Raw genomic sequence first — 22,049 nt, forward strand, 5'->3', positions numbered from 1 at the left:
TCGTTGAGGGGCTACGGAGAGCCTTACCGGAAACTAGCCGATTGGCAAGGTGCGACCGGTCGCGGGGCCGCTTATTGCGGGTCGAACAGCACCGGCACCGACGTCGGCGACCGGAAGACCTGTCCACGGATATGGGGGTCGTCCGCGTCGGGGTCCAGCCGAAGGTTCGGCAGCCGGTCGAGCAAAAGGTTGATGGCGGTGCGCATCTCCAGCCGGGCCAAGTGCATGCCGAGGCAGACGTGCACGCCGTGCCCCCAGCCCAGGTGGCTCTTCGGTGAGCGGAAGATGTCGAACGTGTCCGGTTCGGGGTAGCGGTCTTCCTGCCGATTGGCCGCGCCCAGCATCGGCATCACCGTCGAGCCGGCCGGTATCGGCACCCCGCCGAGTTCGGTGTCGCGGGTGGCCACCCGGGTGATGGTCAGCAGGGGCGGTTCCCACCGCACGCCTTCTTCGATGGCCTGAGGCAGCAGCGACCGGTCGGCGCGGATGGCATCGAGCTGCACGGGGTCGGACAGCAGCGCCAACAGCAGGCTGCCGAGCGACCGGTAGGTCGTCTCGACGCCGGCGGGGAGCAGCAGGCGCAGGAACGAGTAGATCTCCTCGTCCTCGAGTTTCTCGCCGTCGATCTCCGCCTGGGCCAGCCCGCTGATCAGATCGTCCTTGGGCTCGGCGCGGCGGGACGCGAGGATCGGCGCGAAGTAGTCGCACAGCGCGGCCGAGGCGGCAAGCCCGCGTTCCGGATTCAGCATCCAGCTCAGCAGCGAGATGGACCAGCGCTGAAACTGCGGGTAGTCCTCCTGCGGCAGGCCCAGCAGGCCGGCGATGATCTGACTGGGATAGTCGAAGGTGAATTCCTTGACCAAATCGGCCTTGCCGTTGGCCGCGAACTTGTCGATCAGGCTGTTGCCCACGCGCCCGACCAATTCGTCTTCCCACCGAGCCAAGGCCTTCTGCGAGAAGGCCTTTGACACCAGCGATCGCAGCCGGCCGTGCACCGGCTCGTCCATGCCGAGCATGACCCGCTCCCCCAGCACGGGGCCGAACGCGGCGATGACGGCCGCCGAGGAGAACGTCTCGTTGTCGCGCAGCATCTGCTGGGCTTCCTCGTGGCGGTAGACGATGAAGACGGGCTTGGATTCCTCATGCGGCATGCCCGACGCGTCGAGGCGCTGAATGGGTTCCTCGCGGCGCAGCCGGGCCAATTCGGTGTACGGGTCGCGCACGTCGCCCGACACCGCGTCATCGAACGCGCCGAAGTCTTCCAGGTCGTCGAAAAGTTGCTCCATCAGTTCCCCTCACTCCCCTGTTGACGCCGCCCCGCCAGCGCCGCAAGGCGCTGCAGCACGGGCTGCGGAAGAACGCGTGCGGCGAGCACCATCGCCTTTTGGGCCCACGTCAGCGGCCACGCCCCGCCCCGCATCGACCCCTGTCTCGGTATGCCCAGCACGGTCCGCGACATGTGGTGCATGCCTGAGGCGGGCAGGATCCTGTTGGCCGCCAGCAGGATCGACGCGTCCGGGCCGATGCCGCGGCGGCGAAACGGCGCGCGGTCCTCGAGCGCCTTGAGCAGGCCGTCGGTGAACCGCTCGGGTGGCCGCGCCAATTTCATCGCGAAGCGCCCGCGGCTGTTCATGGTGGTGTGCAGCCGGGCGTACGGGCCGCCGAAGTTGCGGTCATCGATGGTGCCGGCGTCGGTGATGATATCGGTGTCATACGTGCCCGCCACCAGGACGGTGACCCCGAGACCGAACGGCGCGATCTCGCACGCCATCGATTCCCCCCACCGCTCCAGCGCCCCCTTGGCCGCCGAGTACGGCGCGGTGGCGGGCTGGCCGCGCACTCCAGCGGCGCTGGACACCAACACAATTCGACCCGCACCGGCCGCCCGCATCGACGGCAGCAGGGCCTGGGTGAGCGCGACGGGCCCCAGGACGCTTGTGGCGAACATGCGCTGCCACAACGCCATGTCGGTCTCCTCCACCATTCCGGCGGCGGAGATGCCCGCGTTGTGCACCAGCGCATACGGTGCACCCACGGCCTCTTCGATGGCCTTGGCCGCCGCGGCGATCGACGCGGTGTCGGTCAGGTCGAGCTGCACACCGATCAACCGTTCGTCGTCGGGCGACAGCCCCCGGTCCTGAATCGCCCGACGCAGCAGTGGCATTCCCCGGTCGGGTGTGCGCATGGCCGCGACGACCCGCCACCCCTCCCGATACAGCCGCACCGCCGAGGCGAACCCCAACCCGCGCGACGCGCCGGTGATGACGACCGTGCGCGGCTCAGCCATGGTTGCCCGACGGGGGAGTCGCACACGGGCCTTCGCCCGGTGGCGGGGGCTCGACGTGGGGTCGACCGTTGGGCTCCCCGCTCGCCCACGTCGACCAGATGCCGACCGAGTACGGACCCTGCGCGCCCGCCTTCTCGTAGAAGCCTTGCGGGTCATAGACTTTGGCCTCGGGGTACGGCCACGGGCAAGCCACCGAGGTGGCGGCATGGGTGACCTTGATGACCCAGAACCAGCCGCCGTACGCGAAGTAGGACACGTTGATGATGACGAACATCACCAGGAACGTGCCCAGCACCGGTCGCCCCGGGAACAACTTCGCTTTTGCGGCAAGCTTTTCCGCGACCGACTTACCCGTGTCGTCGCGATAACACAGGATCGCGGCCGGCACCATCACGAAGCACACCGAGAACGACTCCCAGATCAACGGGAACTGGAATGTCGTGCCGGTGAACACCGATCCCCACGGAATGACCTGCGAGTAGATGTACATGCCCCAGTGGACGAGCGTGTTCTCCAGGAAGGCGTCGAAAACGAAACCGATCACCAGGGTGATCAGACCCAGGCACACCAGGGGGTGCCGCGACGCATAGCTCGCGGGCCCGTATTTCGCCTGCAGCTTGCGCAGCAGCCAGACGGCCGGGAAGTAGGGGCCGAAGTAGAACATCACGTAACCGAAGACCACGAACGGCTCGACCGTCGGCGACAGCGAAACCAGCGGCCAGGATTCCGGCCAGTGCACCAGATCGGGGTTGTAGACCGCGAACGGCGACCAGTTCATGATCGGGTCCTGCCACACGATCAGCGTGGTGCACAAGAACATCAGCATCGCCGGGCTGCCGGGGTTGCGGCGCCAGCCCCTGATGAAGACGATCAACAGCACGATCAGCGCCACCACGGTGGCCCAGTCCAGGAAGTCGATGTAGTCCAGCCCGAACATGAACTTCACCGGGCGCGGCCGCCCCTGCACGTTCGGATTGGCCACGCGCGGGTCGAGGGCCACCCGGCAGTTCGCGATGAAGAACAACACGAAGGCGGCCAGCGCGGCGCCGGAGATCCAACCGCCCCAGCCGCGCCTGTTGGTTCGCGGCGGGGAAACCGTTTCCTGCGGCGCGGCAGGGGGTGTGGACTGTTCGGTGGACATCGTCGTCACCCTTCCTCGCCGAAGCGATCAACCAGGTGCGAGTTGACGCCGTCGGCATCCAACGTCCGGGCCACGAGATACCCGGCGCCCATCCATGCCCGGCGCGTCCACTTGCCGAAGGAGACCCGGGTTCCGGGCGCCCCCGAGGCGGCGGGCATCATCTTCACCCGCTCCAGCGCCTCCTTGACGCCGCGCGGGCTGAGCGGGTGCGCGTCCGTGAATGCGCGCACGAGTGTCGCGGCGACGTCGCGATTCACCACGGTCACGCAGAACTCGGGGCGGCTGCCGTTGTACTTCTTGGCGTAGCTGTCGAGGAAGTCCTGGCCGATACGGTTGGCCTCGTCGTATTGGTCGACGCCGATCCAGCCCATGAACGCGTTCCACATGATCGGGTTCACCCAGGCGTTCTGCCACGCGGTGGTGGTGAAGCGGGGTGGGTCCCAGCCGAGAGCCTCGAGCGCCGGGTTGATGAAGACGATCCCGAACCCGAATCCCAGGTGCACGATCGCCTCGGCCTTCGCCTCGTGGAGCGTCTGCACCGCAGCGTTGATGTCCTGAGCCGTCTGGGCGATCGCCGCCTCCGCCACGATCCGAATGCCCTTGCGCCGACAGGCACTTCGCAGGTTCTTCAGGTAGCTCTCCCCGATGAGGCTCTGCTCGACCAGGACACCGACCTCGGCGAGTCCCCGCTTGGCGATCAGGTCGGCCAGGAAGATGGGTTCGTCGGTCATCGATCCCTGGGGGAACGCGAAGGTCCACTCGCCTAGCCAGTCGTCGGTGCCGGTCACGCTGATCGCGGGCACCTTGAACCGCTCCTCGATCGCTTCGCGCAACGGCACACAGTTGTCGGTGATGTTGGGGCCGAAGACCACCAGGCAGCCCTCGTCGACCAGTTCGCCGTAGGCATCGATCACCGCCTTGACCGAACCCTTGGGCAGGCCCTCCACCTCGCGATAGATCATCTGCACCGGACGGTCCATCAGGCCCTGGGCGACGGCCTCCTCGAAGATGAGGTCGAAGGTCTGGGTGAACGACGCGAACAGATCCTCCGGAAAGCCCGGCGGCAGCGTGAAATCCATCAGGTAGCCGACCTTGATCGGCTCAGCGCTGCTTTCGTAGGACATCTGACCTCCCGGGTGACGAACTCAGGCGCGCGCCCCAAATCAAAAACCTAATATTTGTTCAGACCCTAGCCGGGCCGGTATGCAGCGTCAATGACCGCGCCCGTCGGGCCCGCACAGATAGATCTCGATCATCTCGCCCAGGGCCCTGCCCACCGCCACATCGTCGGTGAGCGGCCCCGCGATGGCGGCCCGGGCGGCCTCTTTCATGCTCAGCCCCTCGGCCACCAGCCTGCCCGCCGCGATCAGCACGCGCGTCGACGCGACCTCACGCAGCCCACCGGTCTCCAGCCGGCGGATCGCCTGGCCGAAACGGACCAACTCGGCCGCGACGGCGGCGTCCACCCCGGCCTCGTGCGCGACGATTCCCTCTTCGACATCGGCTGCGGGGAAGTCGAATTCGATCGCGACCATGCGCTGCCGGGTCGAATCCTTGAGGTCCTTGAGCACGCTCTGATACCCCGGGTTGTACGACACCACCAGGCCGAATCCGGGGGCGGCGTCCAGCGTGACACCGAGCCGCTCGATGGGCAGCTGACGGCGGTGGTCGGCGAGCGGATGCAGGACCACGGTGGTGTCCTGCCGGGCTTCGACCACTTCGTCGAGGTAGCAGATCGCACCCTCGCGCACGGCCCGGGTCAGCGGGCCGTCCACCCAGACGGTCTCGTCACCGCGCAGCAGATAGCGGCCGACCAGGTCCGCGGTCGTCAGGTCGTCATGACAGGCGACGGTGATCAGCGGCCGGCCCAGGTCGTAGGCCATCGCCTCGACGAATCGGGTCTTTCCGCAGCCCGTCGGACCCTTGAGGACCAGCGACAGGCCCTGGCGGTACGCCGCCTTGAAGACGGTCTCTTCGCTACCGACCGCCTGGTAATAGGGCCGCACTTCTCCCTTTTCGTCCCCCTCGGACTTACCGCGGTCGAAGTACGCAAGCCCGGACTCGTTGGCCATAGCTTCCCTTCAGATCGTCCGGCGATTGGAGCCTAACCGGAACAGATGTTTGTTTTCAAGCGTCGTAACGTGCGGGGCCGGTGAGTTGGCGCGCCAACTGTGTTCTGGGACTTGACATCACCGACACCCTGCGGCGAACCTCCGCCGAGCGCAGCGCAGACCGAAACAGCGGGCCGACGACGCCGGCCAGCTGATCGGGGCGTGCGATCGTCGCGTGCGCGGCGCTGCCGAACACCCTGCGCAGCGATTGCACGTCGGTGCCCGCGCCGACGGTCAGGCACACACAGCCGGTCCCCCGCCGGCGGGCCTCGGTCAGGGCGCGGCGCGCGTCGGCGGCACCGTAGGCGCGCTCGTATCCGTGGTCGTAGGCGAGCCCGTCGGACAGCACCACCAGCAGCCGCCGCGACGTTCCGCCGCGCGCCTCCAGGACCGCCGAACCGTGCCGGATCGCCGCGCCGAGCCGCGAGTACGCGCCGGGTTCCAGGCTGTTGAGCCGCCGGATGACCAGGGCGTTCAGCTGGTCGTCGAAGCGCTTCACGGGCACCATGCTCACCGCGCGCCGGCCCTGCGAGTAGTAGGCGTAGAGCGAGACGCGGTCGCCCAGGTCGTGCAGGGCCACGGTGAGGTTGGCGACCGCGGCGCGCTGTTGCTCGTGGACCGTCCGCCCGACCGTTCCCGGTTCGCCCGCCGACCCCGACACGTCGAGCAGCAGCAACACCGACAGGTCGCGCCGGCGCCGCAGGCTGTCGAGGTACACCGCCTCGTCGGGCACCGCGCCGGCCCGCACTTCGACCCGGGCTTCGACGGCGGCATCGATGTCGATGTCGTCGCCTTGCGACTGCCGGTGCCGGCGGTGCAACCCCATGCCGAGCCGCGAAAGTGGCCGGCGCACACCGATGGCGTCGTCGATGGCCTGTGTCGCGGTGGCCTTGATCTCGGGTTGGATCTCGCGCACGGTGCACCATGCGGGCCGGTAGCTCTTGCGCGCCACATCCCATTCCGGATACCGCACGCCGTCCGCGATGGGGTCCTGCTCGTTCCCCTCGTCCCCGGGCGCCGACGCCAGCGACGCCACGGCGTAGGCGCCGCGCTTGGTGGAGTTGGTGCGATGCGTGAAGCCGTCCGCGCCGGGCGGACCCCCGCCGCTCCCGGTCTTGCGCGCGGACGACAGCATCTTTTTCAGCCATTTGCCGATGAAGCCGCCCCCGCCCACCGGGCTGGTGAACAAGTCCGGGTCGTCGGAATCGTCGACGTCACCGTCGTCGAGCTCCTCGAGTTCCCGCTTCTGCTCGCTCGAATTTCGCGGAACGTGTTGGGATTCAGCCTGATTCCGTTGCGGTGCCAAGCGGGAGGCCGCCGTCACCACCTTTGCCGCACGGATCACGCCGAATTCCGGCCGCGGGACCTCGACGGCGCCCCGGCCGGAGGCGATGCGCAGCGACGCCGCAGGCGAGTCACTGCGGCCGGCGACGCCGCGATCACCGACCGACGCAAGGATGCCCGGCAGCACGTCGGCGTTACTCACCAGTGCGCGATGACCCTCCACCGCCAGATAGCGTCTGGCCAGCCGCGGGTGGCGTACCAGGGCACGCACAATGGCGGGATCCAGACTGCCGGCCGCGATCAGCGAGGCCTGCACCGCAACCGATGCGAGCCGAGCGCGGTCTGGCGCGACCGGGTCGACGTAGATCGTCTGGCCGTCCGTCCACGGCGGTTCACCCGGCTGCAGTTCGGCGACGGCCACCGCGCGGCCCGCCAGCGCCGAGGCCAGCATCGCGAGCCCCCGCACCCGGTCGCCACGCGCGTCGTCCGCCACCCCGGACCTCCGAACCAGTCGTTGACCAAATATCTGTTCCACCGTAAAGTCCGCCGTGAGCGCAGTCAATCGCCCGGGTTGGTCTGTCCCAACGGGCCGGCGCCCCACCGCGGGTGGACACGAGTTAGTCGGGAGCACATCATGATTGACTTCACCGGCCAGGTGGCGGTGGTGACCGGCGCCGGCCGCGGGCTCGGTCGGCTGTACGCGCTCGACCTGGCCCGCCGCGGCGCCACAGTGGTGGTCAACGACCTGGGCGGCGGAATGCGGGGCCTACCAAACGAAGCCGCCGACGCCCGCGTGGCCGACGACGTGGTCGACGAGATCACGAAGGCCGGCGGCACCGCGATCGCTTCCTACGACTCGGTCGACACCCCCGCCGGTGGTCAGGCGATCGTCGACACCGCGGTCGACACGTACGGGCGCCTGGACGCGGTGATCAGCAACGCCGGCATCTTCGGCAGTGCACCCTTCGAGGACCTCTCGCACGACGACTGGGCGCGCATGCTGCGGGTGCATCTCGACGGCGGCTTTCACCTGTCGCAGCCCGCGTACCGCGTGATGAAGAAGAACGGCGGCGGCCGATTCGTGTTCATCTCGTCATCCGCCGGGATCTTCGGTCAGCCGATGGAGGCGCACTACGCCGCAGCCAAGGCCGGCCTGGTCGGGTTGACGAACGTCATCGCGATCGAAGGCGAGGCACACGGGATACTCGCCAATTCCGTGCTGCCGACCGGCTTCTCGCGCATGGTCACCGAAACCGTCGGTGACGAGAAGTTCCTCGCCGAATCCGGGTTCATGCAGGCCATCAGGCCCGAACTCGTCGTGCCGTTGGTGATTTTTCTCGCCAGCAGGGCCTGCACGTTCAGCCATCGCAACTATTCGGCATCCGCCGGCCGCTACGCGCGGGTGTTCGTGGGCCTCACCCAAGGATGGCTCTCCGACGCGGGCAGCCGGCCCACCGCCGAGGACATCGAAGCACACCTCGAGCAGATGTCGTCGACGGAGAAGTTCATCATCCCCGCGTCGATCGTCGACGAGGTGCTCGAAGTGTGCGCGCGGCGCGGTGTCAGCCCGATGCCGGGCGGGACCGACATCGAATTCCCCGCACCCCAACACCACGGGAGCTGACCGTGGATGACCAACTGCGCGAGCAGGTCCGGCGCCCGGTCGATCGCACGGCGATCTACGACCGCGCGCAGCGCTGCGCGCGCGGTCGGGGCCGCGCACGCCCCGTGATCGTCCGCTTCTGGCGTCGCGTCATTGACCCCCTATGTGCCCAACCGTAAAGTCCGGGAAAGTGGACTTCTCATACCCGGCGGAAGTGGAACAGTTCCGCACCGAGCTGCGTGAGTGGCTTTCGGAAAACCTGACCGACGAGCTGGTGGCCGCCCGCCGGCCCACCGGGCGCAACGACGCCGCGTTCGAGAAGCTGCGCGTGTGGAACGCGACGATGGCCGACGCGGGATGGGCCGCGGTGTCGTGGCCGCGTGAGTACGGCGGGCGCGGCGCGTCGGTGCTCGAGCAACTGGTCTACACCGAGGAAACCACCCGCGCCCGAGCGCCCGTGCCGCTCAACGTCATTGGGCTGAACAACATCGCGCCGGCGATCATGCAATACGGCACCGAGTCCCAGAAGCGCACCCTGCTCCCGCGCATGATGCGCGCCGACGACATCTGGTGTCAGGGCATGTCGGAACCCGAGGCGGGCTCGGACCTCGCGGCGTTGCGCACCCGCGCCGTGCGTGACGGCGACGACTTCATCGTCAACGGCCAAAAGATCTGGACGTCGCTGGGACATCGGGCCGACTGGTGCCAGCTCTACGTGCGCACCGATCCCGACGCTCCCAAGCACAAGGGGATCTCCTGTCTGATCGTCGACATGACCCTGCCCGGCATCGAGGCACGCCCGCTGGTCACGCTCAACGGCGACGCCGACTTCGCCGAGGTGTTCTTTCACGACGTGCGGGTGCCGGCGGACGCCTTGCTCGGGCCACTCAATGCCGGCTGGCAGGTGGCCACCACCACGCTCAGCCACGAGCGTGCCGGGGCCGCCCGGTTGTACGCCGAGATGCAGGTGCGGCTCGAAGAGCTGGTGGACGATCTCGCCGCGGCGGACACCGGCGCGCTGGACGACCCGGTCACGCTGCGGCGCCTCGGCGAAATCGCCGTCCGCATCAAGTATCTCGAAGTCCTGTGTCAACGATCGATCTCGGCCACGATGCACGGCGGTGATGCATTGGGGTCGGCCAGCCTCGCCAAGACCGTGTGGGGCGAGATCGGGCAGGACCTGGCCGCCCTGGCCTTTGACGCGCTGGGCGGCCGCGACACCGGTGCCCCGTGGGCGGACTACCGCCTGACGTCGCGCGCGCTGACCATCGCGGGCGGCACCAGCCAGATCAACAAGAACATCACCGCCCAACGGGTACTGGGGCTGCCGCGAAAATGAACCTCGAACTCAGCGACGAGCAGGCAGCGCTGCGCGACACCACGCGGCGCTTCCTCGCCGAAAAGGCCTCCGTCTCCGACCACGTGCGCCCGCTACTCGACGACCCGACCGGCACCGATGAGTCGGTGTGGCGGGGCCTGGCCGGTCTCGGCGTCACCGGTCTGCTGGTGCCGGAGGACTGCGGCGGCTCCGGCATGACGATGGTCGAGGCCGGCATCGTCGCCGAAGAGCTGGGGGCCGCACTGCATCCGGGACCGTGGTTGTCGACCGCGGTGGCCGCCCCACAGGCGCTGAACCTGTTGGGCGCCAACGATACCGCCGCAGAGCTGCTGCGCGGGATCGCGGACGGCACCACGATCGCCGCCGTCTGCTTCCTGGACCTCGGCAACGCGTCCGTCACCGCCAGCCGCCGCGACGACGGCATAACGCTCCGCGGCGAGGCCATCGGCGTACCCGATGCCGCCGCCGCCGACGAGCTGCTCGTGCTCGCCGACGATGCCGGCGACACCGGGCTTTTCGCGGTGCGAAACGGCTCGCCCGGGGTGTCAATTGCGGCCCAGCCCGGCATCGACCCGACCCGCAAGCAGTTTCGCGTCTCGTTCGACGCCGCCCCCGCCCGGCGCCTGGCCCCGGTGTCTGCGCACCAGATCGCCGCGGTGATCGACGACGTGCTGATCGCGTCCGCCGCCGACGCGCTCGGCGCCGCGCGCGCAGTCATGGACCTCGCCGTCGGATACGCCAAAGCCCGAACGCAATTCGGTCAGCCGATCGGCTCGTTCCAGGCGATCCAGCATCTGTGCGTCGACATGTACGAGACCGTCGAGCTGGCCCGCAGCGGGGTGATCCACGCCCTGTGGGCCAGCGACGCGCACCCCGGCGCCGACGGGCAATCCGGCGGCGAGCGGCATGTTGCCGCGCTGCGGGCCAAGGCGTTCGCCGGACGGCTGGCGACCGTGGCCGACACCGCCATCCAGGTGTTCGGCGGGATCGGCTACACCTGGGAACACGACGCTCACCTCTATCTCAAGCGCTTGCTGGGCTGGAGCGCGTTTCTCGGCGGGCCCGACCGGTACCTCACCGAAATCGGTGCGCGCCTTGCGAAGAGAGGCTGTCACTGATGGAGATCGACTATCTGCTCACCGCAACCCCGTCGGCGCGAAAGTCGCTCGACCTGGAGGCCGACGTCGATCTCGGCGACATCCGCGAGTGCCTGCGGATCGGCCTGCAGGCCGCGAACGGGTCCAACGCGCAGTCGTGGCGCTGGCTCGTGATCGCCGATCCGGCGCTGCGCGCCAAGATCGCCGAGCTGTATCGCGAGGCCTACCTGCGGCGGGTCGGCGGGCAGCTGCTTGCCGATCTGATGCCGGCGGGAACACCCGAGAGCCGGGTCATGTCGTCCACCGAGTGGCTGGTCGAGAACATGGCGCGCGTGCCGCTGCTGGTGATCCCTTGCTATGAGGCCTACTTGCCCCGCATCGACGGTGACGAATCGTTCCACCTGGCAACGCTGTACGGTTCGATCTTCCCGCCGGTGTGGAATTTTCAGCTGGCCCTGCACACCCGCGGATACGGGACCTGCATCACGACGCTGCACCTGCACCACGAGGAAGAAGTCCGAAAGTTGCTCGGGATTCCGCAAACCTACGTTCAGGGCTGCCTGCTGCCGGTGGGCCGCCTACGCGCGGGCCGCACCTTCCGGCCGGCCCCGCGGCGCCCGGTCGAGGACGTGGTCGCGCGCGACCGCTGGGATGGCCCGGCGCTCTAGAATGGGGTTTTCGCCGCTTGTGCAGCGCATTCATCGGGTCCGGGTCTGATAGCCTCTAACAAAGATTTGGTTCGGCACGAGAGGACGAATGCGCATGCTCGCCACCCCGCACTCGTCCGGATTCCCACACCGCTGATCATGGCGAAAGCCGAGTCACTGCGGTCCGGCGGAATCACCGACTCCCCCACGCGCCGCGCCGAGATCCTTGCCACGGCGGCATCACTGATCGCGTCCTCCGGATTGCGGACCTCGCTACAGGAAATCGCCGATGCCGCAGGCATTCTTCCCGGCAGCCTGTATCACCACTTCGAGTCCAAAGAGGCGATCCTCGTCGAGCTGATCCGGCGCTACCAAGACGATCTGGAACGGATCGGCCGGTCCGCGCAGGCGAAGCTGGACGAACCGGACTCCCGTCCGGTCGCCGAACAGATCATCGAGCTCGGGGCGGCGATCGCCAACTGCGCCGTCGAACACCGCGCCGCCCTGCAGATGTCCTTCTACGAGGGGCCGAGCACGGATCCGGAGCTGATCAAGCTGACGCAGCAGCGGCCGGTCGCGATTCAGGAGGCGATGCTGCAAACGCTGCGCGCCGGCCGGTGGAGTGGTTACATCAAACCCGACATCGACCTGCCCACACTGGCCGACCGCATCTGCCAAACCATGCTGCAGGTCGGCCTCGACGTCATGCGCCACAAATCTCCCGGGGATCAGGTGGCCGGCCTGCTGTGCCGAATCATCCTGCAAGGGTTGGCAACTCGCTCGCCGACCGACGCCGCGCTGGACCGCTCGAAGGCCTTCGCCGCCGCCGACGACGTCATCGCCACCTGGTCCGACGACAGCGACGCCGACCCCAGCGACAAGGCGGCACTCGTGCGCGCGGTGGCGCGAACGGAATTCGGACGCAGGGGTTATGAGGTCACCACCATCAGGGACATCGCGTCGGCCGCCGGGCTTGGCACCGGGACCGTGTACCGGGTGATCGGATCCAAGGACGAGCTGCTCGCCTCGATCATGGAGTCCTTCGGCAAGAAGGTGGAGGCGGGCTGGGTCAACGTCCTGCGCTCGGATGCCACCCCGATCGAAAAGCTGGACGCGCTGAGTTGGGTCAATGTCAACGCGCTCGACCGGTTTTCCGACGAGTTCAGGATCCAACTCGCCTGGATGCGTCAATCGCCCCCGGACACGCCCAACCCGGGCTGGCTGTACGCCACGCGGCTGCGGCAAATGAAAACGCTGCTTTCCGAGGGGATCCGGTCCGGGGAGATCGGCGTCGACGCGCCGTCCACCGCGATGTTGGCACGCTGCGTGGTCGGCCTGCAGTGGATACCGGAGAACATCCTCCGAGACGTCGGCAAACGCGCGGGACTGGTACACGCCCGCGACACCGTGCTGCGCGGCGTCGCCGTGCGCGGCAAGTAAACCGCAATAACCCGCCCCGGTATTGAACCAAATAACTGTTACCCATACAGTTGAGCAGTTAGAACCGCGTTGGCATTATCCGAGAAGGGGATTTCCATGACCATGGTCGATCGGTTGCGCTACGACGGCAAGCGCGCTCTGGTGGTCGGCGGCGCGACTGGCATGGGCGCCGCCGCGGCCAAGTCAGCGGCCGAACTGGGGGCCGAAGTGATCGTGATGGACTACGCGCCGGTGGACTACAAGGTCGCCCAGTCCGTCCAGGTGGACCTGCGCGACCCCGCGTCCATCGATTCCGCCCTCGAGCAGGTCGACGGCCCCATCCACGCGGTGTTCTCCGCCGCCGGCGTCGCCGACGGAACGATCGACCTGATGAAGATCAACTTCATCGGCCACCGCCACCTGATCGACCGCCTGCTGGAAAAGGACCAACTGCCCAACGGCTCGGCCATCTGCTTCATCTCCTCGGTCGCGGGCATGGGCTGGGAGAACGACCTGGACCTGATGCTGGAATTTTTGGCCACCCCGGACTTCGCGGCGGCGGAGGCGTGGTGCCAGGCGCACGAGGCCGAAGGGATCAACCACTACGGCACCAGCAAAAAGGTGATCAACACCTACGTGGCGACCCAGGGCTACCCGTTGGCGAAGAAGGGCATTCGCATCAACGCGATCTGCCCCGGCCCGACCGACACCCCGCTGGCCCAGGCCAACGCCGACCTGTGGCTGTCCTTCGCCCAGGACTACCGCGACGAGACCGGCTCCAAGGTGCACACGCCCGAGCAGATGGGCGACGTGATGGCCTTCCTCAACAGCGAGGCGGCCTGCGGCGTCAGCGGGATCACCCTGCTGGTGGACTCGGGCCACACCATGGCCTCGATGACCGGTGCCTACGCGCCGGGCAAGCCGATCATCGACATCATCATGGGCAAGGTGAAGCTCTAACCTTTCTCCCGCGAGACTGTAACCGCCTACCGCTCTACCCGGCGTTCGCGTCGGGAGTTGCAGTTTGGCGGGAAGTAGCGTGGGGGCATGGCTCGCATCGCCCTCATCGGCGGCCACGGCAAGGTCGCCCTGCAACTGGCCCGGATCCTGACCGAACGCGGCGACGACGTGAGCTCGGTCTTCCGCAACCCGGACCACGCCGGCGATGTCGCCGCCACCGGCGCCGAACCGGTGACGGCCGACATCGAGCGGCTCGACACCGACGCCCTGGCCGGCCTGCTGGCCGGGCATGACGCGGTCGTGTTCTCCGCCGGGGCCGGCGGCGGGAACCCGGCACGGACCTATGCCGTCGACCGCGACGCGGCCATCCGGGTGATCGATGCCGCGGCCCAGGCGGGCGTCACGCGGTTCGTGATGGTGTCCTACTTCGGCGCGGGCCCGGATCATGGTGTGCCGCAAGACGACCCGTTCTTCGCCTACGCGGAGGCCAAGGCGGCCGCGGACGCCCACCTGCGCGCCAGCGACTTGGACTGGACGGTGCTGGGCCCGGGTCGGCTCACCCTCGAGCCGGCGACCGGGCGCATCGCGCTGGGCGAGGGCAAGGGCTCGGTTTCGCGCGCCGACGTCGCGCACGTCGCCGCCGCCGCGCTGGCGGACGACTCCACGATCGGCCGCACCATCGAGTTCAACAACGGCGACGTCCCGATCGCCCAGGCACTGGCTCGCTGACCCCGTCACCAGCGGAGTAAGCTGCGCTACGCAGCTGGTCTGCCGTCACCGCACAACGCGGCGTCGGCATCGAGCGAGACATGTTAGACATGCTTCGCAAGAGGGAACCCGGTGGGAGTCCGGGACTGTCCCGCAGCGGTATGCAGGAACGACCGCCGTCACGAGCACTGGTCTGGCGAAAAGACTGGGAAGCGACGGCCATTAGGAACTGCCCGGCTCCTCAGCGGCCCTTCCGGGCCGCATCGTCGGCCGGGCGTGAGCACCACCTGGTGCGCGCCTGCGAGTCCGAAGACCTGCCAGCTGTGCCGGACGCGCCGCGTCCGGCGGGCTCATCGCCTCGTGGAATGGGCGTTTGACCGTAACCGTTAGTGGTAAGTGCCTGAAAGAAAATCGGGCACGCACCGCGAGACGGTTCGGCCTCGCGTCCGCCGGCGGTGACCAGACCGTTGATAAAAGGACGAAAAACGTGACCACTCAACCATTCACCGCCACGGTTACCGGCTCGCCGCGCATCGGCCCGAAACGCGAACTCAAGCGCGCCACCGAGGGCTACTGGGCCGGCCGCACCAGCAGATCGGAACTGGAATCCGTCGCCGCGACACTGCGCCGCGACACCTGGGCGGGCCTGGCGGCCGCGGGCCTCGACTCGGTGCCCGTGAACACCTTCTCCTACTACGACCAGATGCTGGACACCGCGGTGATGCTCGACGCGCTGCCGGCCCGTGCCACGCAGGTCTCCGACGACCTCGACCGCTACTTCGCTGCCGCGCGCGGCAATTCCGACGTCGCGCCGCTGGAGATGACCAAGTGGTTCGACACCAACTACCACTACATCGTTCCCGAGATCGCCCCCACCACGAAGTTCGCGCTGAACCCCGACAAGGTGCTCTCGGAGCTGAAAGAGGCACTGGCACAGGGCATTCCCGCGCGGCCGGTCGTCATCGGGCCGATCACCTTCCTGCTGCTCAGCAAGGGCGTCGACGGCGCGGGCGCACCCATCGAACGACTCGAGGAACTGGTGCCGATCTATTCCGAGCTGCTGTCGCTGCTCGCCGACAACGGCGCGCAGTGGGTGCAGCTCGACGAGCCGGCGCTGGTGACCGACGCCTCCCCCGACGCGCCCGCGTTGGCCGAGGCCGTCTACAACAAGCTCGGCGCGGTGAGCAACCGGCCGTCGATCTACGTCGCCACCTACTTCGGTGACCCCGGCGCGGCGTTAGCCGGTCTGGCCCGCACGCCCGTCGAGGCCATCGGCGTCGACCTGGTCTACGGTCCCGACACGGCCATCGCCGCGGTCCCCGAACTAGCCGACAAGGTACTGGTGGCCGGCGTCGTCGACGGACGCAACATCTGGCGCACCGACCTGCAGGCGGCGCTGGACAAGCTGGCGAGCCTGCTGGGTTCGGCTGCCGCGGTTGCCGTCTCGACATCCTGCTCGACGCTGCACGTCCCGTATTCGTTGGAGCCGGAGACCGGACTCGACGAGGCGCTGCGCAGCTGGCTGGCCTTCGGACAGGAGAAGGTCGGCGAGGTGGTGGCGCTCGCTCGCGCGCTGCGCGAGGGGCGCGAGGCGGTCGCCGAGGAGATCGCGGCATCGAACGCCGCGGTGGCCTCCCGCAAGAGCGATCCGCGCCTGCACAACGACCGCATCCGTGCCCGCATCGAATCGATCGTGGCCTCCGGCACACACCGCGGTGACGCGGCGAGGCGCCGGGCCAGCCAGGACGAGCGGCTGCAGCTGCCGCCGCTGCCGACGACGACGATCGGGTCGTTTCCGCAGACCGTTCAGATCCGCAAGGCCCGCGCCGCGCTGGTCGCCGGCGAGATCGACGCGGCCGAGTACGAAAAGCGGATGAAGCAGGAGATCGCCGACGTCATCAAGCTGCAGGAGAACCTCGGGATCGACGTGCTGGTGCACGGCGAGCCCGAGCGCAACGACATGGTGCAGTACTTCGCCGAGCAGCTGGAGGGCTTTTTCGCCACCAAGAACGGCTGGGTGCAGTCCTACGGCAGCCGCTGCGTGCGTCCGCCGATCCTCTATGGCGACGTGATCCGCCAGCACCCGATGACGGTGGAGTGGGCCAAGTACGCGCAGTCGCTGACCGACAAGCCGGTGAAGGGCATGCTGACCGGTCCGGTGACGATCCTGGCGTGGTCGTTCGTGCGCGACGACCAGCCGCTGGCCGACACCGCCAACCAGGTGGCGCTCGCGATTCGCGACGAGACCGTGGACCTGCAGTCCGCCGGTATCGCGGTGATCCAGGTCGACGAGCCGGCGCTGCGTGAGCTGCTGCCGCTGCGTCGCGCCGACCAGGACGACTACTTGCGTTGGGCCGTAGGGGCTTTCCGGCTGGCCACGTCGGGTGTCGCGGACTCCACGCAGATCCACACCCACCTGTGCTACTCGGAATTCGGCGATGTGATCGGCGCGATCGCCGATCTGGATGCCGACGTGACGTCGATCGAGGCGGCACGCTCACACATGGAGGTGCTCGACGACCTCAACGCGATCGGCTTCTCCAACAGCGTCGGACCGGGCGTCTACGACATCCACTCGCCCCGGGTGCCGAGCACCGAGGAGATGGCAGAGTCGCTGCGCGCGGCGCTGCGAGCCGTTCCGGCCGAACGGCTTTGGGTCAACCCCGACTGCGGACTGAAGACCCGCAACTCCGACGAGGTGACCGCGTCGCTGAAGAACATGGTCGCCGCCGCGCAGGAAGTGCGCGCGGGGGTCTGAGGCATCGCGGGAGTAACGCCACGGCGGCTTCCGGCGGGAAATGTCGCCGTGGCGTTACAACCGCGCCTACCCCGACACCACCTCGACGGGAACGTCGTCGGCCCAGGGCTGGCGGGTGACCATGTCGGCGACCCGGACGATGCCGCGCTCGAACTCACCGGTCGCGGCGTCGACCAACCGATACGCCTGCGTTTGCTTGTGAATCGGTTGCGCGTCAAGCAGAACCACGCGGACCTCGCCCGGTTCGAAGTGGCAGCGCTCCTGCAGCGCGCTGATCAGCTGCTCGTTGTGCATGTGGCCGTCGCCGAAGTTCCAGCCGATCGCGGTGCTGCAGATCCGCTCGCCGTCGGTGAGGACGTAGTCGTCCTCGTTCTGGCCGGCCATGGCGCGGTGCGCCAGCGTGAACAGCGCCCGGCCGTGAGTGTTGAAGCCGCGGAACGCGTATCCCATGTAGAGCGGAATCTGCGCCGCCTCCGGGCTGCCATAGAACCGTTCCAGCTGGGCCTGCGGCATGCTGGCGATCGCCACGATGCCCCTGCCGATCTTGTCGTTGGCGGACGGCTTGATGCACCACAGCGTGGTGTCCCAGTTGCCCGCGTAGTACCGCATCCCGGGCAGAAACGAGATCTTGCGCGGAAACATGTTGCCCAGCAGAACGATTCCCGCGATCACGACAAACAGGATCGCCACCACCACCGGGTGCTTGAGATCCGCGAGACCGAGCTGGGTGTGGGCGACGAACAGCGACAGCACCCCGAAGATCATGAAGACGTTCCACTCCAGCGGCACGCCCATCGGGATCGAGACCAGGATGCCGAGGTGGAAGCACACCATGACCACCGCGGCCACCGTGACGGGCCAGCCGCCGTGACAGAAGAACAGCGGCAGCGGCACCAGCATCTCGATGGCGGTGCTCAGGTGCGCCAGCCACCGCGACAGCCACCCCGGCCGCAGGTCGTCCGGGAACTTCTCGAAGAAGCGCCTTTTCAGCCAGCGGGGCCGCACCAGCGGATTGTTCGACATCATCGTGGAGATCACGAACGGAAAGTGTTTGTTGAGTTTGGATGTCGCGGCGCCCATCCAGATCACCAGGAACACCACCTTGGACCCGACGATCATGTCGGGCGCGGCGAACAGGAACGTCACCGCCATCGTCGCGTAGACCTCGCCACGCGCGGCCAGGAAGATCACCTTGTCGCGCAGGCCGAGCACCGCGAGCAGCAGCAGGATCAGCACGACCTTCCATGCGGGCAGCAGCCCGATGGTCGTGCCCAGTTCGGGGATCGGCCCGGTGCCGTCGGCGAACAGCGCCGCGAACGTCACCAGAAGGAACAGCGCATACAGGGCCACGTCGATCGGTTTGCGCTTGGTGCCCCTGGTCAGTGGCACGCGGTCCGGCCAGGGTGGCAGCCGGATGGTGCCGAAGCGCATCCAGTACAGGACCGAACCCATCGGGGGGAAGAACCGGTTGTTCAGCGGGCCGAAGCCGCAACCCAAGCCGATCACCTCGAACAGCATCGTGTAGAGCACGACCTTCTCGAACACGATCGGCTCCGACCACCACGACGCGACCTGTGTGAACCCGCCGAGGCCGCGGGTGGCCGAGGCGAACACCCACGCGCCGAGGATGTAGAGCAGGATTTTGACGACGTAGAACAGGTGCAGCGCGACCGGTGTGCCGAAGCCGACCTCGGCCCAGTGCTTGGCCATCGGGCGGATCTTGTCGCTGCGGCTGCCCTTGTTCCATTCGGCCATGTCGAGCTGCGGTAGCTCGGGCTTCAGAAATCCCATGGTTCCACAGACTAGAACGTGTTCTAGGTAGGTGGCACGCGTTGGGCCCGAACTAGGCGGGCAAGTTTCTCACCGGGCCGGCCGGTATTTCACGCCGGCGCGCCGCCCGGGCCGGGGCACCCTGGACGATGAGGGCGCGGACCTGATTCTCGGCGGCACTGCCTGCGACGAACAACATTTCGTCGCCGGCCTCGAGCACGTCGTCGGGCTGCGGCAAGATGACGCTGCCGGCGCGCAGCACGGTGATCAACGCGGCGTTATCCGGCAGCGGCAGGTCACTGATCCGGCGGCCGACAAGCGGGTTGTCCACCGGCAGTGTCAGTTTCGACAGGCCGACCTGACCGCGCGCGAGCCCCATCAGCTGCACGAGGTGGCCGACGTCGATGGCCCCCTCGACCCCGGCCACCATGGCGCGGGGCGTGGAGACCGCCACGTCGATGCCCCACGCCTCGGTGAACAGCCACTCGTTTCTCAAGTCGTTGACGCGCGCCACCACTCGGGCGACCCCGAACTCGGCCTTGGCCAACAACGCCGCCGCGAGGTTCACCTTGTCGTCGCCGGTTGCCGCGATGACGACATCGCACAGCTGCAGTCCCGACTCTTGGAGCGACGCCAGCTCACACGCGTCGGCGAGTAACCACTCCGCGTCGGGCACCGTCTGCGGTACGTAATGGTCGACGTTGCGCTCGATCAGCAAGACGCGGTGACCGGCCTCGAGTAGCTCGAGTGCGACCGAACGACCGACCGCGCCCGCGCCGGCGATCCCGATGCGCACTATCCACTCTCCTGACGGCTGGTCGGCGTGTACCCCAGCTAGTCATTAGTGTTACTAGTGATTCACTTGCACACAACCCGACTTCGCTGGCCTGAGCCGCGACCGAACGGCGATGAACAACATGACCTTGCAGCAGCTGTACGTGACGCTGCTGGTCGGGGGCCTCGTGCTGCTGGCCAGCATCGTCGCCACCCGGGCGGCCGCCAAAGTGGGGTTGCCCAGCCTGCTGCTGTTCCTCGCGGTCGGCGTGGCCCTCGGCAACGACGGGCTGGGGCTGGAATTCAACGACGTCCAGCTCGCCAGCGACCTCGGCACCACGGCGCTGGCCGTCATTCTGGTCGAAGGCGGATTGACGACGCGGTTCGCCGACATCCGCAAGCTGCTGGCACCCGCGGGTGTGCTGGCCACCCTCGGGGTGGGCATCAGCATGGTGATCACCGCCGCGGGCGCGCACCTGCTGCTCGGCATCAACTGGCAGCTCTCGTTGTTGCTCGGGGCGATCGTTTCGCCCACCGATGCCGCCGCGGTGTTCTCGGTCCTGCGCGTCCTACCGCTGCCCAGGCGCCTCGCCGGTCTTCTCGAGGCCGAGTCCGGATTCAACGACGCGCCCGCCGCGATTCTCGTGCTCATGTTCAGCACGACCCCCATGACGCTGGCGCCGGGAACCGCCGCGACTGGCGTGGTGTACGAGCTGGTCGTCGGCGTCGCGGTCGGCCTGTTCAGCGGCGTGCTGGGCGCCTTCGCGATGCGACGGGCGGCGCTGCCGGCCTCCGGCCTCTATCCGTTGGCGACATTTGCGCTGGGCATGGTGGCGTTCGCCGCGGCCGCCAGCGCCCACGCCAGCGGGTTCATCGCCGCGTATCTGTCGGCGGTGATATTGGCGAACTCCGGGTTGCCCCATCGCTCGGCGACCCGGTCCTTCGCGGAGGGGCTCGGCTGGCTGGCTCAGATCGGGCTGTTCGTGCTCCTCGGCCTGTTGGTGAGCCCGAGCCAATTGGGCAGCGAACTGATCCCGGCGATCGTCGTAGGCGCGGTGTTGCTGTTGCTCGGTCGGCCGCTCTCGGTCTTGATCTCCCTGGCCCCGTTTCGGGTACCTTGGCGCGAGCAGGTGTTCCTCTCGTGGGCCGGGTTGCGCGGCGCGGTCCCCATCGTGCTGGCGACGTTTCCCATCGTCGAAGGGGTCGCGGACAGCTACCGGCTGCTCAACATCGTGTTCATTTTGGTCGTGGTCTTCACCCTGATCCAGGGCCCCGGATTGAGCCTGCTGGCGCACAGGATCGGGCTGATCTCGCGTGAAGCCACGAGGGAGATCCAGGTGGAAGCGGCGCCGCTGGACGTGTTGGAGGCCGAACTGTTGACGATGACGGTGTCGCCACCGTCGCGGCTGCACAATGTCTCGGTGCTCGAGTTGCGGCTACCCGACCCGGCCGTCATCACGCTCATCATCCGGAAAGGCCGTACCTTCGTCCCCCAGCCCCACACCCGCATCCAAGCCGGCGATGAGCTGCTGATCGTCACGACACCCAAGACGCGCGCCCCCACCGAGCGTAGGCTCCGCGCGGTGAGTCGCCGCGGCAAACTGGCGTACTGGTTCGACGAGTACGGCGAACCGGACTGATCTGCCGCCTGTATGGCCACGGTCGGCACATATGAGATCGGCCAGAGTTTCGGCGGCGCCCAGCGCGCCGTCGCTAGAATCGAATCATTGTGTGGTTCAACGACGGAACCAGACCGCGACGGTCGCCCCCGGTCATTGCGATCGCCGCCATGGTGGTGTTGCTAGCCGCGGTCGTCGGATCCGGCCCGTCGCGCTCGGAGTCAGCGGGCTCCGGGCCTCCCGCGTCCGCGGCCCCGCATCCGGTGGTCGCCGCTATTGGCCACGACGACCACCCGGCTCCTGACCAGGGTTTGTCCGCCGAGTACCACAAGCCTCCCGCGACCGCGGCCGCACCTCATGGCCGGCAAGCGAATTCGCCGCGCTGGACGCCGGCGCCGCCGTGGTCACCGTCGCCGGCTTCATCCATGTCGAGTTGGCGAGCCGACGGCGTCGACCCGTGTACAACCGGCACTTCCCTTGGCGCCCAAGATCTTTTGACCCGGCTCTGCGTCTCCAGACGCTGATCGGCCAG

Annotated in this window: 17 protein-coding genes and 1 riboswitch; of the genes, 9 read left to right on the forward strand and 8 right to left on the reverse strand. The window is 67.9% G+C overall.

Annotated elements, in window-relative coordinates:
* Positions 1 to 71: 71 nt before the first annotated feature.
* The 6 genes from QGN30_RS21915 to QGN30_RS21940 all read right to left on the reverse strand — a co-directional run bounded on the left by QGN30_RS21915 (position 72) and on the right by QGN30_RS21940 (position 7,316).
* Positions 72 to 1,286: a cytochrome P450 gene (locus QGN30_RS21915; RefSeq protein WP_009957564.1), complete on the reverse strand. Its 1,215-nt coding sequence runs from the start codon at positions 1,284 to 1,286 to the stop codon at positions 72 to 74.
* Entirely contained in the window at positions 1,286 to 2,287 is a 1,002-nt protein-coding gene (locus QGN30_RS21920) for an SDR family oxidoreductase (RefSeq protein WP_038535290.1), read from the reverse strand. The genes QGN30_RS21915 and QGN30_RS21920 overlap by 1 nt, the downstream gene beginning before the upstream one ends.
* Positions 2,280 to 3,428 (reverse strand): spirocyclase AveC family protein, encoded by a 1,149-nt coding sequence (locus tag QGN30_RS21925; protein WP_026071436.1) that lies wholly within the window; start codon positions 3,426 to 3,428, stop codon positions 2,280 to 2,282. The genes QGN30_RS21920 and QGN30_RS21925 overlap by 8 nt, the downstream gene beginning before the upstream one ends.
* A 5-nt stretch (positions 3,429 to 3,433) precedes the next feature.
* Positions 3,434 to 4,552 (reverse strand): ABC transporter substrate-binding protein, encoded by a 1,119-nt coding sequence (locus QGN30_RS21930; RefSeq protein WP_009957561.1) that lies wholly within the window; start codon positions 4,550 to 4,552, stop codon positions 3,434 to 3,436.
* A gap of 87 nt (positions 4,553 to 4,639) precedes the next feature.
* A complete protein-coding gene (locus tag QGN30_RS21935; RefSeq protein ID WP_014379398.1) occupies positions 4,640 to 5,500 on the reverse strand; it encodes a CbbQ/NirQ/NorQ/GpvN family protein in 861 nt (286 codons plus the stop codon).
* A gap of 55 nt (positions 5,501 to 5,555) precedes the next feature.
* Positions 5,556 to 7,316 carry a nitric oxide reductase activation protein NorD gene (locus QGN30_RS21940; protein WP_014381984.1) on the reverse strand — a complete coding sequence of 587 codons (1,761 nt, stop codon included), beginning with the start codon at positions 7,314 to 7,316 and terminating at the stop codon, positions 5,556 to 5,558.
* Between the two features lie 141 nt (positions 7,317 to 7,457).
* Between QGN30_RS21940 and QGN30_RS21945 the strand changes: the two genes are divergently transcribed.
* The 8 genes from QGN30_RS21945 (at position 7,458) to metE (ending at position 17,354) form a co-directional block, all read left to right on the forward strand.
* On the forward strand, positions 7,458 to 8,447 hold the full coding sequence (locus QGN30_RS21945) for an SDR family NAD(P)-dependent oxidoreductase (RefSeq protein WP_009957558.1): 990 nt from the start codon (positions 7,458 to 7,460) through the stop codon (positions 8,445 to 8,447).
* 142 nt (positions 8,448 to 8,589) lie between these two features.
* On the forward strand, positions 8,590 to 9,765 hold the full coding sequence (locus QGN30_RS21950; RefSeq protein ID WP_179293418.1) for an acyl-CoA dehydrogenase family protein: 1,176 nt from the start codon (positions 8,590 to 8,592) through the stop codon (positions 9,763 to 9,765).
* A complete protein-coding gene (locus tag QGN30_RS21955; RefSeq protein ID WP_009957554.1) occupies positions 9,762 to 10,883 on the forward strand; it encodes an acyl-CoA dehydrogenase family protein in 1,122 nt (373 codons plus the stop codon). Before QGN30_RS21950 ends, QGN30_RS21955 begins: the two co-directional genes overlap by 4 nt.
* A complete protein-coding gene (locus QGN30_RS21960; RefSeq protein WP_009957552.1) occupies positions 10,883 to 11,530 on the forward strand; it encodes a nitroreductase family protein in 648 nt (215 codons plus the stop codon). The genes QGN30_RS21955 and QGN30_RS21960 overlap by 1 nt, the downstream gene beginning before the upstream one ends.
* Before the next feature lie 138 nt (positions 11,531 to 11,668).
* Complete coding sequence (locus QGN30_RS21965; RefSeq protein ID WP_009957551.1) at positions 11,669 to 12,949, forward strand: TetR/AcrR family transcriptional regulator; 1,281 nt, start codon at positions 11,669 to 11,671, stop codon at positions 12,947 to 12,949.
* A 96-nt stretch (positions 12,950 to 13,045) separates the two neighbouring features.
* Positions 13,046 to 13,888, forward strand: coding sequence for an SDR family oxidoreductase (locus tag QGN30_RS21970; RefSeq protein WP_038535287.1), 843 nt, complete (start codon positions 13,046 to 13,048; stop codon positions 13,886 to 13,888).
* Between the two features lie 87 nt (positions 13,889 to 13,975).
* The gene (locus tag QGN30_RS21975; RefSeq protein ID WP_009957550.1) at positions 13,976 to 14,617 is read left to right on the forward strand and encodes an SDR family oxidoreductase; all 642 of its coding nucleotides are present in this window, start codon (positions 13,976 to 13,978) and stop codon (positions 14,615 to 14,617) included.
* Between the two features lie 73 nt (positions 14,618 to 14,690).
* A riboswitch (cobalamin riboswitch) is annotated at positions 14,691 to 14,914 on the forward strand.
* 169 nt (positions 14,915 to 15,083) lie between these two features.
* Entirely contained in the window at positions 15,084 to 17,354 is a 2,271-nt protein-coding gene (metE, locus tag QGN30_RS21980) for a 5-methyltetrahydropteroyltriglutamate--homocysteine S-methyltransferase (protein ID WP_009957549.1), read from the forward strand.
* Between the two features lie 66 nt (positions 17,355 to 17,420).
* Here metE and QGN30_RS21985 read toward each other — a convergent pair whose 3' ends face one another.
* Together QGN30_RS21985 and QGN30_RS21990 are read right to left on the reverse strand one after the other, a co-directional pair.
* Positions 17,421 to 19,145 (reverse strand): DUF3556 domain-containing protein, encoded by a 1,725-nt coding sequence (locus QGN30_RS21985; protein ID WP_009957547.1) that lies wholly within the window; start codon positions 19,143 to 19,145, stop codon positions 17,421 to 17,423.
* Between the two features lie 52 nt (positions 19,146 to 19,197).
* Positions 19,198 to 19,920 (reverse strand): potassium channel family protein, encoded by a 723-nt coding sequence (locus QGN30_RS21990; RefSeq protein ID WP_009957546.1) that lies wholly within the window; start codon positions 19,918 to 19,920, stop codon positions 19,198 to 19,200.
* Between the two features lie 121 nt (positions 19,921 to 20,041).
* On the opposite strand from QGN30_RS21990, the gene QGN30_RS21995 reads away from it, so the two are divergent.
* Complete coding sequence (locus QGN30_RS21995) at positions 20,042 to 21,538, forward strand: potassium/proton antiporter (RefSeq protein WP_026071435.1); 1,497 nt, start codon at positions 20,042 to 20,044, stop codon at positions 21,536 to 21,538.
* Positions 21,539 to 22,049 lie beyond the last annotated feature (511 nt).

It is taken from the genome of Mycobacterium sp. 3-98, assembly GCF_035918355.1.
Classification (GTDB): Bacteria; Actinomycetota; Actinomycetes; order Mycobacteriales; family Mycobacteriaceae; genus Mycobacterium; species Mycobacterium intracellulare.